This is a genomic window from Amycolatopsis sp. CA-128772 (genome assembly GCF_002904295.1).
Lineage (GTDB): Bacteria > Actinomycetota > Actinomycetes > Mycobacteriales > Pseudonocardiaceae > Amycolatopsis.
Genome location: NZ_PPHG01000040.1, coordinates 14,079 through 26,250, shown reverse-complemented (window position 1 = coordinate 26,250; position 12,172 = coordinate 14,079). Strand labels below are relative to the sequence as shown.

7 protein-coding genes and 1 pseudogene are annotated in these 12,172 nt (G+C 71.3%); 5 read left to right on the top strand and 3 right to left on the bottom strand.

All coding sequences use genetic code 11. The features are described from left to right. Nucleotides 1-48: 48 nt before the first annotated feature. From C2L59_RS16205 to C2L59_RS16195, 3 genes and pseudogenes are all read right to left on the bottom strand, one after another. Nucleotides 49-1,365: an ankyrin repeat domain-containing protein gene (locus C2L59_RS16205; protein ID WP_103350340.1), complete on the bottom strand. Its 1,317-nt coding sequence runs from the start codon at nucleotides 1,363-1,365 to the stop codon at nucleotides 49-51. A 229-nt stretch (nucleotides 1,366-1,594) separates the two neighbouring features. Beyond that, nucleotides 1,595-2,178 (bottom strand): annotated as a pseudogene (locus C2L59_RS16200) (LLM class flavin-dependent oxidoreductase); the annotation flags it as partial. Further along, nucleotides 2,175-3,074, bottom strand: a complete 900-nt coding sequence (locus C2L59_RS16195; RefSeq protein ID WP_103350339.1) for a TIGR03620 family F420-dependent LLM class oxidoreductase — start codon at nucleotides 3,072-3,074, stop codon at nucleotides 2,175-2,177. The pseudogene C2L59_RS16200 and the gene C2L59_RS16195, both read right to left, overlap by 4 nt. Before the next feature lie 88 nt (nucleotides 3,075-3,162). On the opposite strand from C2L59_RS16195, the gene C2L59_RS16190 reads away from it, so the two are divergent. The 5 genes from C2L59_RS16190 (at nucleotide 3,163) to cimA (ending at nucleotide 12,172) form a co-directional block, all read left to right on the top strand. Continuing rightward, the gene (locus tag C2L59_RS16190; protein ID WP_103350338.1) at nucleotides 3,163-3,726 is read left to right on the top strand and encodes a TetR/AcrR family transcriptional regulator; all 564 of its coding nucleotides are present in this window, start codon (nucleotides 3,163-3,165) and stop codon (nucleotides 3,724-3,726) included. 125 nt (nucleotides 3,727-3,851) lie between these two features. Continuing rightward, nucleotides 3,852-5,450: a phosphoglycerate dehydrogenase gene (gene serA, locus C2L59_RS16185; RefSeq protein WP_103350337.1), complete on the top strand. Its 1,599-nt coding sequence runs from the start codon at nucleotides 3,852-3,854 to the stop codon at nucleotides 5,448-5,450. A 230-nt stretch (nucleotides 5,451-5,680) separates the two neighbouring features. Then, nucleotides 5,681-9,028: a S8 family serine peptidase gene (locus C2L59_RS16180; RefSeq protein WP_199199102.1), complete on the top strand. Its 3,348-nt coding sequence runs from the start codon at nucleotides 5,681-5,683 to the stop codon at nucleotides 9,026-9,028. Between the two features lie 228 nt (nucleotides 9,029-9,256). Next, complete coding sequence (locus C2L59_RS16175) at nucleotides 9,257-10,297, top strand: 3-isopropylmalate dehydrogenase (protein WP_103350336.1); 1,041 nt, start codon at nucleotides 9,257-9,259, stop codon at nucleotides 10,295-10,297. A gap of 270 nt (nucleotides 10,298-10,567) precedes the next feature. Continuing rightward, a complete protein-coding gene (gene cimA, locus C2L59_RS16170; RefSeq protein ID WP_103350335.1) occupies nucleotides 10,568-12,172 on the top strand; it encodes a citramalate synthase in 1,605 nt (534 codons plus the stop codon).

Sequence of the window (12,172 nt, the reverse complement as noted above, 5' to 3'; positions counted from 1 at the left end):
GGAGTGGTTAGTCCGTCTTCGACGATACGGACTATCCACTCCGGTTGTCTACCTGAGCAGGTCCTGCGCGGCCGGCTGCTCACCCACTTCCGCCCACTTCTCCGGGGTGCTGTGGTAAATCGCGTCCCGGGCGCCCGGATCGGCGCCGTTTTCGACGAGGGTGCGGATGACGTCGAGGTGCCCGGACTGCGCGGCCAGGTGCAGGGCCGTGACGCCTTCGCCGTGGTTCGGGCCGCCGAACGTGCCGCGGAAGTTCACGTCGGCGCCGAAGTCGAGGAGTGTGCGGACGGCCTCGAGCCTGCCCTGCGCGGCGGCCCACGTCAGTGCCGTGCCGCGGTAGACGTCGGCGTCGACCGCGGCGCCGTGCTCGACGAGGGTCTTGAGGGCGTCGACGCGGTCGTTGCGGGCGGCCCAGGCGAGGGCTTCGTTCCTGACTTCGGCGGGGTCGTCCGCCGGGTGCCAGGCCGGGAAACCGCTGTGGGGGCGGTAAAAGCCGCGGTGGGCGCCGGCGCGGCCCGACGTCAGAAGTTCGCCGATGGCGTCGGTGTCGCCGAGGCCCGCCGCGACGCGGAGGTTGCCCGGCGCGCGGCTGTGTTCCGCCAGCTTTTCGGCGGCCTCGCGGTGACCCCAGAACAGGGCGACGACCAGGGGAGTGCCGCCGTCGCCGCGGGCTGAGACGTCGACCGGTGCGCCGTGCTGCAGGAGCAGGTCGAGCAGGAGAGGCAGGTTGCTGTAGGCGGCTTGGTGCAGGGGTGTCCAGCCGTGGACGTTGCCGCGGGCCGGGTCGGCGCCGTGGTCGAGGAGGAGGCGGCTGAGCCGCTCGTCGTGCGTCGCGCCCGCCATGCCGAGCAGGTCGTTGCCGTTGGTGCCGCGGGCGTCGACGAGCCCGGGGAACTCGGCCAAGAGCGTTTCGAGCTGCCCGGGATCGCGGGCCTCGATCGCCCGGTACGCGCGGGCGAACGGCTCGCCGCTGTCCACAAGGGACTTGACGTGGTCGCGGAGTGCTTTCCAGGAACCGAAACCGTGTTCCCGGGCGACGACCGCGCGGGCGCCGTCGCGGGCGAGGGGCTGGTTCCAGCGGACGAACGGTTCCTTCGCACCGGGTGTGTCGTCCTCGGCCGAGGCGAGCAGGCCGAGCGCGCGTTCGGCGTAGTACGCGACGTCCTGGTGGTACGGGTGCTGCAGGGTTTCGCCGTGCTCGGTGACGCGCCGGACGTAGGCCTGCAGCTTCGGCCAGCTCGGGAACCCGTGGTCGCGGGCGATGCGGAACTGTGCTTCGGACAGCTTCACGGCTTCGGCGCGCGCGAGGTCCTTCGCGCGTTTGCGCAGCTGGTCCAGGCTGGGTTTTGCGGGCAGCACGCCCATGGTGCCTCCTTCCCTCGTCGCCCGTGGTCCGCCGGCACCGGGCAGGAAAGAAGGTGCGGAGCTGGTGGTGCGGTGAAGCGGGGGTGGGCTCGGCCCTTTCCGCGGACGGGACGCGGCCCGCACCGCGCCCCGCCACCCTACCCCCGAACCCGCACCTCCCGTGATTCCCGACGTAACTCACGTGATTGAAGGCGTAACTCACGTGATTGAAGGCGTAACTCGCGTGATCCAGCCTGCGGTAGGACTTGTCCGTGCGGGCCAGGACCTGGACGCAGACGTGGTCGGCGCCCGCGTCGAGGTGGGCGCGGATGCGGTCCGCCGCCGCCTGTTCGCCGGTGGTGACGATGGCGTCGACCAGGCGGTCGCTGCCGCCGTCGGCGAGGTCGGCGTCGGTGAAGCCGAGGCGACGCAGGTTTTCCTGGTGGTGCCGCGCGAGCCGGACGTACCCGTCGACGTGCTCGCGGGCCACGTCGGGAGCCAGTCGAGCAGGACCGCCTGCTCGACCGCCAGGTACTTGCCCGGGCCGAGCCGCTCGCGCGCCATCGCGGTGTGCTCCGGCGGGACGAAGTACGGGTAGGCGCGGACGGCGCCCTCCGCCGCGAGCGGGGAGCGCTGGTCGAACCGCGCGACCCCGGTGGCGACCGTGAGCCGGGACGTCGCCCCGAGCAGCAGCGCCGCCTGGGTGAACGCCTCGCGGCCGGCGTATTCGCCGAACCAGAGCGCGGCGAAGCCGAGTTCCTCCACCTCGGCGGCCGTTTCGCGGAGCTCGCCGATCGGGGCGCCGCCGAAGAACCGCCAGATCCCGACGCTCATCGGACCACCTCCGGGGCCAGCTCGACCAAGGCGTCCACAGTGGACTCGAACGTAGGTGCGGCCGGTGTCAGCAGGACGTGGTCCGCGCCGGCGTCGAGCAGTTCGCCGACGCGTTTCGCGATGGTTCCCGCGTCGCCCCACAGCACGAGGTCGTCGACGAACCGGTCGCTCGGCCCGTCGATGTCGGCGGCCGTGTAACCGAGCCGCTTCCACCCCGCCAGGTAGGCCGTCACGCGGTGCGCAAGCGATTGCGCGACCCGGTGGCGGACGGTTTCGCGGGCCTGTTCCCGGGTGCCGAGCAGCACCGTCTGCTGCGGGATCAGCAGCTTGCCCGGCCCGAGGATCTCCCGGGCGTACGGCGTGTGCGAGACCGGCTGGGCGAACGGGTGGGCGCCGTCCGCGTGGTCGCGCGACAGCGCCAGCATCTTCGGCCCGACGGCGGCCAGCACCCGCGGAAACGCGACCGGTGAAGGGTTCTCGGCCTCCGCGGCGTCCATATCGGACAGGTAGGCGCGCATCCGGTCGATCGGCCGGTAGTCCTCGCCGAGTTTCGCGGCCTGGAACGCGTGTCCGGCGCCGACGCCGAGCACGAACCGGCCCGGGTGGGCGTGGGCGAGCGTCGCGCCGCCCTTCTGCGCAGTCACCCCGCGCCGGGCCCACAGGTTCGCAATGCCGGTGCCGAGCACGACGTCCGGGACCGCGCCCAGGAGGTCGCCGAAGGCGGCGAACACCTCCCGCGTGCCGGGTCCTTCGCCGCTCCAGACCGAGCGGTAGCCCGCGTCGGCGAGCCGCCGCGTCGCCGCGCGTTCGACGTCCGGGGGCGGGGCCAGTGGTGCGCTCGGCAACCAGGCGCCGACCGCGCCGAGCCGTGCCCGGGTGTCTTCGATCAGGGTCATCCTCGAGTTCCCTCCAGTAAGCTGAGGCTGCCTCCGGTAATATACGGAGGCAGCCTCCGATTGGCTACCCGGTAGGCTCGTGAGTGCGATGACCGACGTCAAACCGATGCGCGCGGACGCCCGCCGCAACTACGAGCGCCTCCTCGAAGAGGCGCAGCGCGCCTTCGCCGAGCACGGCGTCGAGGCGTCACTGGAAGAGATCGCGCGCCGCGCCGGGGTCGGCATCGGCACGCTGTACCGGCACTTCCCGACCCGGGACGCGCTGCTCGAGACGCTCCTGCGCGCCCGGTTCGACGCGCAGGCCGAGCGGGCCCGCGAGCTGCTCACCCACCCCGAGCCGCTCAACGCGCTGCACGCGTGGCTCGCCGGGCTCGGCGACGCCACCGGCACCTTCCGCGGCCTGGTCGAGCTCACTGCCGACGCGCTGAACGACGAATCATCCCGGTTGTACGAATCGTGCCACGCGATGCGTGACGTCGGTTCCCAACTGGTGGAACGCGCGAAGCTCGCGGGCGAGCTGCGTCAGGACGTCTCGGCGCACGAGCTCCTTCTGTTGCTGCACGCGGCATCCTGGGCGGGTGGCCACCTGCCCGGCGAAGGGGGCATGCAGCGGCTCCTGGCTCTTGTTTTCGAAGGATTGCGGGCAAGTTAACACCAGGAGACGCCACGGGCCCGGCCCGCGCGTTAAACTCCGCCTCGACCGGGGCACAACGACGTGCTGTGACCGTTTGTCGACACCGAGCGTCCTGGAAATGACCAGATAGTGGGAGCCGTATCGTGAGCAAGCCCAATAAGCCCGTCGTCCTCATCGCGGAAAAGCTCGCCCCCTCCGTGCTGAGCGTCTTCGGTGACGAGGTGGAGGTCCGGCACGTCGACGGCACGGACCGGTCCGCGCTGCTCGAGGCGGTGAAGAGCGCCGACGCGCTCCTGGTCCGCTCCGCCACCCAGGTGAACGCCGAGGTCTTCGCGGCCACCACGCAGCTCAAGGTCGTCGCCCGCGCGGGCGTGGGCCTGGACAACGTCGAGGTGCCCGCCGCGACCGAGCGCGGCGTCCTGGTCGTCAACGCGCCGACGTCGAACATCGTCTCCGCCGCCGAGCACGCCGTCGCGCTGCTGCTGTCGGTCGCGCGCCGCGTCCCGGCCGCCGACCAGAGCCTCCGCGGCGGTGAGTGGAAGCGCAGCTCGTTCTCCGGCGTCGAGCTGCAGGGCAAGACCATCGGCGTGGTCGGCCTCGGCAAGATCGGCCAGCTGTTCGCCCAGCGCCTCGCCGCCTTCGACACGCACCTCATCGCCTACGACCCCTACGTCTCGGCCGCCCGCGCCGCGCAGCTCGGCATCGAGCTCGTCACCCTCGACGAGCTGCTGACCCGCGCCGACGCCATCTCCATCCATCTGCCGAAGACGCCGGAGACCAAGGGCCTCATCGACGCCGAGGCGCTGAAGAAGACCAAGCCGGGCGTCATCATCGTGAACGCCGCCCGCGGCGGGCTGATCGTCGAAGAGGACCTGGCCGACGCGCTGCGCTCGGGCCACGTCGGCGGCGCCGGCGTCGACGTCTTCGTCTCCGAGCCGACCACGTCCAGCCCCCTGTTCGAGCTGGAGAACGTCGTCGTGACGCCGCACCTGGGCGCCTCGACGGCCGAGGCGCAGGACCGCGCGGGCACCGACGTCGCGAAGTCGGTGCTGCTGGCCCTGCGCGGCGACTTCGTGCCGGACGCGGTGAACGTCTCCGGCGGCGGCGCGGTCGGCGAGCACGTCCGCCCGTACCTGTCGCTGACCCAGAAGCTCGGCCAGCTGCTGACCGCGCTCAACCCGACGTCGCCGACGTCGGTGACCGTGCAGGTCAAGGGTGAGATCTCCAGCGAGGACACCGGCGTGCTCCAGCTGGCCGCGCTGCGCGGGGTGTTCACCGGCGTGGTCGAGGACCAGGTCACCTTCGTCAACGCGCCGCAGCTGGCGGAGAAGCTGGGCGTGCAGGTCGAGCTGGAGACCGAGTCGGAGAGCCCCAAGTTCCGCAGCCTGGTCACCGTGCGCGCGGTGCACTCGGACGGCGCGGTGCTGACCGTGTCCGGTTCGGTCACCGGCCTGGACGAGGTCGAGAAGCTGGTCGAGGTCAACGGCCGCGGCTTCGACCTGCGCGCCGAGGGCACCGTGCTGCTGGTCGAGTACCCGGACCGCCCGGGCGTGATGGGCCGCGTCGGGACGCTGCTCGGCGAGGCCGGCATCAACATCGAGGCCGCGCAGATCAGCCAGACGACGGACGGTTCGGACGCGGTGATGCTGCTGCGCGTCGACCGCCACATCGACGCGCACCTGTTGGAGCCGATCGGGGCCGCGGTGGGCGCGCACACGATCCGTGCGGTGGACTTCAACTGACGTAACACTTTCGAGGGCCCCCTGCCACCCAGCAGGGGGCCTTCGTGCGCAATCACATTCACGTAACGGAGTCTTTTGCCTACCTAAGTAGGTGTTTTGGGGCATTAGGTTCCTTTCGCGAGGTCGAACCACGCGCCGTCGAGGGCACGGCGCTGTGCCGCCCTTCACCGTCGGGGGTGTTCCGGAGCGGTCGGCAGGTTCGGGTCCAGACCTCGGTAAGGGGCCGACTCATGAGCAGATCCCGCCTCCCGGCGCGCGCCACGACGGCGGCCTTCGCCGTCGTTCTGGCCGCCGCGCTCGGGGCGCCGGTGGCGAGCGCGGCGGATGCTCCGCTCGCCGAAGGCGTCGCACCGGCCAAGATCGACGACGCGAAGCTGCAGGGCAAGGTTTCGCCGCGGCTGGGGGCCGCGCAGGGCCGGGTCACCGCGTTCGTCGAGCTGGCGAAGAAACCGGCCGTCGACGCGTTCACCTCCGCGCAGCCGCAGGGCAAGGAGGCCGCCAAGCGCGCCGCCCGGGCCGCGAAGGACGACACCGCCGCCGCGGTGAACTCGGTCGTGAGCCAGCTGCGCGCGGCCGACGCCAAGCCGCAGGTCGTCACCCAGACCGCCAACGCCGTTCCCGGTGTGGTCGTCACCGCGGACGCCGCGAAGCTGCGTGAGGTCGCGAAGCGGGCGGACGTCGTCGCGGTGCGGACGGTGGTGCCGAAGACGCGCACCAACGCCAGCGCCGAGCAGCTGACCAACACGCTCGCCGCCTGGCAGCAGACCGGCAGGTTCGGCGACGGGGTCCGCGTCGGCGTCATCGACGACGGCATCGACTACACCCACGCCGACTTCGGCGGCCCCGGCACGCAGGCCGCCTACAAGAGCGTGGACAGCACCAAGCCGACCCCGCTCTTCCCGAGCGCCAAGGTCGTCGGCGGCACCGACCTCGTCGGCGACGACTACGACGCCGCGACGGCCGGCAAGACCACCCCGAAGCCGGACCCCAACCCGCTCGCCTGCGGTGAGCACGGCACGCACGTGGCCGGCACCATCGGCGGCTTCGGCGTCACCGCCGACGGCAAGACCTTCAAGGGCGACTACAAGAAGCTGGACGCCAAGAAGGTCGACGCGATGCTGATCGGCCCGGGCACCGCGCCGAAGTCGCTGCTCTACGCCATCAAGGTGTTCGGCTGCACGGGCTCGACGAACGTCACCTCGCAGGCGCTGGACTGGGCGCTCGACCCGGACGGCGACGGCGACTTCACCGACCACCTCGACATCGTCAACCTCTCGCTCGGCTCCGACTTCGGCGCGCCGGACGACCCGGACTCGCTGTTCGTGCGCAAGCTCGCCGCGAACAACGTGCTCCCGGTGATCTCCGCGGGCAACGGCGGCGACATCAACGACATCGCCGGCTCCCCGGGCAACACGCCCGAGGCGCTCACCGTCGCCAGCACGCGCGACGCCGGCATCCTGCGCGACGCCGCCGAGGTCAAGGCGCCCACCGCGGGCCAGAAGACCGGCCAGTACAGCCAGAACTTCACCGGCTACGACACCCTGGACGTGACCGCGCCGGTCGTCACGCTGTCCGCGTCGAACAGCGCGGGCTGCGCGCCGTACTCCGCCGAGGACAAGGCGAAGGCCGCGGGCAAGTTCGTCTGGCTGGAGTGGGACGACAACGACTCGACCCGCGCCTGCGGTTCGGCCGCCCGCGCGAACAACGCGCAGGCCGCCGGCGCCAAAGGCGCGCTGCTGTCGTCCACTTCGGAGCACTTCAGCGCGGGCATCGCGGGCAACGCGGCGATCCCGATGTTCCAGTTCACCGGGTCCGCCACGAAGACGCTGCGCGCGGCGCTGACCGCGGGCACGCTGCAGGTCCGGCTCTACGGCGCCGGGCGCGCCTCGATCCAGACCTACGACAAGACGATCGTGGACACCCCGAGCTCGTTCACCTCGCGCGGCACCCGCGGCCCGGCCGTCAAGCCGGACGTCGCCGCGCCCGGTGACACGATCACCTCGGCCTTCCGCGGCAGCGGCAACGGCCGGACCGTGCTCTCCGGCACGTCGATGGCCGCCCCGCACACCACGGGCATCACCGCGCTCGTCCGCCAGTCACACCCGGACTGGTCGGTCGAGGAGGTCAAGGCGTCGGTCATCGGCACCGCCGGCCACGACGTCTCCGACGGCGCCGGCCACACCTACGCGCCGCAGCGCGTCGGCAGCGGCCGGATCGACGCCAAGGCGGCGCTGGACAACCAGGTGCTCGCCTACGTCCAGGACGACCCGGGCGCGGTCAGCGTCAGCTTCGGCACGGTCGAGGCCGGTGGCCCCGTCACGCTGTCGAAGACGGTCAAGCTGGTCAACAAGGGCGTCACCCCGGCCGAGTACACCGTCGCCTACCAGGCGGTCAACGCGCTGCCGGGTGTCGAGTACACAGTGGACAAGCAGTCGGTGAAGCTGACCCCGCGCGGCACGGCCAAGGTGAAGGTGACGCTGAAGATCACCGACCCGAAGGCGCTGCGCAAGGTGCTGGACCCGACCATGGCGGCCACCCAGGCCGGCCTGGCCCGGCAGTTCGTCGCCGACGCCTCCGGCCGCGTCGCCTTCACGCCGGTCAGCGGGGCCAAGGTGCCGCTGCGGGTTTCGGTCTACGCCGCGCCCAAACCGGTCTCGTCGATTTCGACGCCGGCGTCGGTGAAGTTCGGCGCGGACGCGACCCAGGCCGTGCTGAACCTGGGCGGCAAGGGTGTCGACCAGGGCACCGGCGCCCAGCGGTACCGCTCGCTGATCAGCGTCCTGGAGCTGCAGGCGGAGTCCCCGCAGCTGCCCGAGTGCGACGCGGACGTGGTCACCGACTGCACGCTGAACAAGACGGCCAAGGGCGGCGACCTCCGCTACATCGGCGCGGCGTCCACCGCGCCGCTGGCCAAGGCGCAGGGCGAGCCGGAGAACGCGCTGCTCGCGTTCGGCCTCTCCACCTGGGGGGACTGGGCGAACATCGGCAGCAACACCTCGCCGTTCGTCGACATCGACACGACCGGGGACGGGCAGCCGGACTTCGAGACCTACGTGACCAAGGCGACGTCCACCGACGTCCTCCTGGCCACCACGGTCGCGCTGACCCCGGGCTTCCCGGCCGTGGACGTCCAGGCGGTCAACGGCCAGCTCGGCGACGTCGACACCAACGTGTTCGACACGAACGTGCTCACGCTGCCGGTTTCGCTGGCCGCGCTGGGCATCGACGCGAACGCCGAGTCCCACCGGATCTCCTACACGGTGGGGGTGAGCGGGTTCTACGTCGCGCCGGGCACGACCAACGGGCTGATCGACTACGTCGGCACGCCGCTCTCGTTCGACGCGCTCGCGCCGGGCTACGCGGTGCAGGGCGGCGGCGACGCCGCGCTCGGCTACGTCGCGAAGCCGGGAACGGCGCTGGTCGTGACGCGGAACGCGGCGTCGGCCGCGGCCGACAACGCCCTCGGGCTGCTGGCCATCGAGCACCACAACGCCGCGGGCAACCGGGCGAGCGTGGTCAAGGTGGAGGACGCCCGCTCGGGGAACGGCCGTCAGCCGATCGGGGCTGGTCGCCACTAGGTCGTGGCAAGATCGATTCCTGCAGGACCAGGGGCGTCTCCGGGGGTTTTCCGCCGGGGACGCCCCTGGGCTATTCACCCAATTGGGTGTCTCACCCTGCGGGAGGATGCGGCATAAGGGTGGTGCGGCTACGGCGGTTTGTCTACGGCCGGTAACCTTCCGGCTGCTGGCGTTTTGTTGCGATGGACCATCGGTGCGGCCGGTGGTCCGGTCGACGGAGGTGTGTGGATGCGGCTCGCGGTGATCCCAGGAGACGGGATCGGGCCCGAGGTGGTCTCCGAGGCGCTGAAGGTGCTCGGCGAAGTAGTACCGACGGCGGAGATCACGAACTACGACCTCGGCGCGGCCCGGTGGCACTCGACCGGTGAGCTGCTCCCGGAGTCGGTCCTCGGGGAACTCCGCCAGCACGACGCGATCCTGCTGGGCGCGGTCGGCGACCCGAGCGTGCCGAGCGGCATCCTCGAGCGTGGCCTGCTGCTGCGCCTGCGGTTCGAGATGGACCACCACGTCAACCTGCGCCCGGCGCGGCTGTACCCGGGTGTCCGGGGCCCGCTGGCCGACGCCGGCGACGTCGACATGGTCGTCGTGCGCGAAGGCACCGAAGGCCCGTACGCGGGCACCGGCGGCCTGCTGCGCAAGGACACCGAGCACGAGATCGCGACGGAGGTCAGCGTCAACACGGCGTTCGGCATCCGCCGCGTGGTCGCGGACGCGTTCAACCGCGCCGAGAACCGCCCGCGCAAGCACCTGACGCTGGTGCACAAGACCAACGTGCTCGAGTACGCGGGTTCGCTGTGGTCGCGGATCGTCGAAGAGGTCTCGCTGGAGCACCCGGAGGTGACGGTCGCCTACTCCCACGTGGACGCGGCGACGATCCACCTGGTGACCGACCCGTCCCGGTTCGACGTGATCGTGACGGACAACCTGTTCGGCGACATCATCACCGACCTGGCGGCCGCGGTGACCGGCGGCATCGGCCTGGCGGCGAGCGGCAACCTGGACATCACCCGGCGGAACCCGAGCATGTTCGAGCCGGTGCACGGTTCGGCCCCGGACATCGCGGGCCAGGGCCTGGCCGACCCGACGGCGGCGGTCCTTTCGGTGGCGCTGCTGCTGGACCACCTGGGGCAGAAGGAATCGGCGCGGCGGATCGAGGCGTCGGTGGCGTTCGACCTGGCCACCCGGGACCAGGCGTCGCCGGGGGCCACCCAGGCGATCGGCGACCGGCTGGCGGCGCTGGTGTCGTCCAACGTGCGGACGGCCGGCTGAGGTTTTCCGGCGAAAAGCCCCGCGTCCCTCCGGGCGCGGGGCTTTTTCGTGCCCGCGGTGTTCCCGGATGGTGGGAGCCTGGCCCAGTTCCTGGACTCGTGCTCGATCCCTGTGGCATGATGCGACCGTGACCAGCTTCGCGATCATTATCGCCGAGCGCGCCGGACGGTAGCTCCACAAGAGCACCCGGCGCGCAACCTCTCGCACCCTGCGGGAGGTTTTTTTGTTGCCTTGGAACGCCCGGACAGCCAGGAAATCTAGGAGAAGACCGTGACCCGCACGGAGCCCGCCGGCACCCCGCTCGGCGACGCCTTCCACCTCTACGACACCACCCTGCGCGACGGTGCGCAGCGGGAAGGCATCTCCTACTCCGTCCAGGACAAGCTCGCCGTCGCGCGGCTGCTGGACGAACTCGGCGTCGGGTTCATCGAAGGCGGCTGGCCCGGGGCGCTCCCCAAGGACACGGAGTTCTTCGCCCGGGCGGCGAAGGGCGAGCTGAAGCTGACGCACGCCGCCCTGGTCGCGTTCGGCGCGACCCGCAAGGCCGGCACCACCGCCGACGCCGATCCGCAGGTGCGGGCCCTGCTCGACAGCGAAGCGCCGGTCATCACGCTCGTCGCCAAGTCCGACCTCCGGCACATCGAACGCGCCCTCCGCGTCGACGTCGAGGAGGCCTGCGCGATGGTGGAAGACACCGTCCGGTTCCTCACCAAGGAAGGCCGGCGCGTTTTCCTCGACGCCGAGCACTTCTTCGACGGCTACGCGTATTCCCCCGAGACGTCCCTCAAGGTCCTGGACGCCGCCGCCCACGCGGGGGCCGACGTCCTGGTGCTCTGCGACACCAACGGCGGCCAGCTGCCGCTCGGGCTCGCCGAGACCGTCCGGAGCATCAAGGAAAAGACCGGGTTCCGGCTGGGAATCCACTGTCAGGACGACACTTCCTGCGCCGTGGCGAACTCCGTCGCCGCGGTGCAGGCCGGCGTGACGCACGTCCAGTGCACCGCCAACGGTTACGGGGAGCGGGCCGGCAACGCCGACCTCTTCGCCGTGACGGGAAACCTGGTGACCAAGCTCGGCCTCGACGTCCTCCCGACCGGAGGCGCCGCCGAGCTCACCCGGGTCTCCCATGCCCTTGCCGAAATCGCCAACCTCGCCCCCTACACCCACCAGGCTTACGTAGGGGCGTCGGCCTTCGCCCACAAGGCGGGACTGCACGCGAGCGCGATCAAGGTGGATCCGTTGTTGTACAACCACATCGATCCGTCTTCCGTCGGCAACGACATGCGGGTACTGGTCACCGAGATGGCCGGCAGGGCCAGCCTCGAGCTCAAGGGACGTGAGCTCGGGGTCGACCTTGCCGGCCGGCCCGAAGCGCTGACGAGCGCCATCACGAAGGTCAAGCGCCTCGAAGCCGAAGGCTGGTCCTTCGAGGCCGCCGACGCCTCCCTGGAACTCCTGCTGCGTCAGGAAGCCGACGAGCCCGTGGAGGCGCCGTTCCAGCTCGAGTCCTACCGCGTGGTGCTCGACCACCGCCCGGACGGCGAGGTGATGGCCGAGGCCACGGTCAAGGTGCACGTCGGCGGCCGGCGCGTGATCGCCACCGCCGAGGGCATCGGGCCGGTGCACGCCCTCGACGCGGCCCTGCGGGAGGCGCTCTCCCCGCACCTGTCCTGGTTGGACAGTGTGGAGCTGGCCGACTACAAGGTCCGCATCCTCCAGGGCCACCCCGGCACCGACGCGGTGACGCGCGTGCTGGTCGAGAGCACCGACGGCGAACGCGAGTGGACCACGGTCGGCGTGCACGGCAACATCGTCGAGGCCAGCTGGCTGGCCCTGTGCGACGCGCTGGTGCACAAGAGCACCACCGTGTCCTGA

Excerpts from the sequence above, each read along its gene's own strand:
- C2L59_RS16205 (WP_103350340.1), bottom strand. The coding sequence starts at position 1,365 with ATGGGCGTGCTGCCCGCAAAACCCAGCCTGGACCAGCTGCGCAAACGC.
- C2L59_RS16175 (WP_103350336.1), top strand. The coding sequence starts at position 9,257 with ATGCGGCTCGCGGTGATCCCAGGAGACGGGATCGGGCCCGAGGTGGTC.
- C2L59_RS16190 (WP_103350338.1), top strand. The coding sequence starts at position 3,163 with ATGACCGACGTCAAACCGATGCGCGCGGACGCCCGCCGCAACTACGAG.
- C2L59_RS16180 (WP_199199102.1), top strand. The coding sequence starts at position 5,681 with ATGAGCAGATCCCGCCTCCCGGCGCGCGCCACGACGGCGGCCTTCGCC.
- C2L59_RS16195 (WP_103350339.1), bottom strand. The coding sequence starts at position 3,074 with ATGACCCTGATCGAAGACACCCGGGCACGGCTCGGCGCGGTCGGCGCC.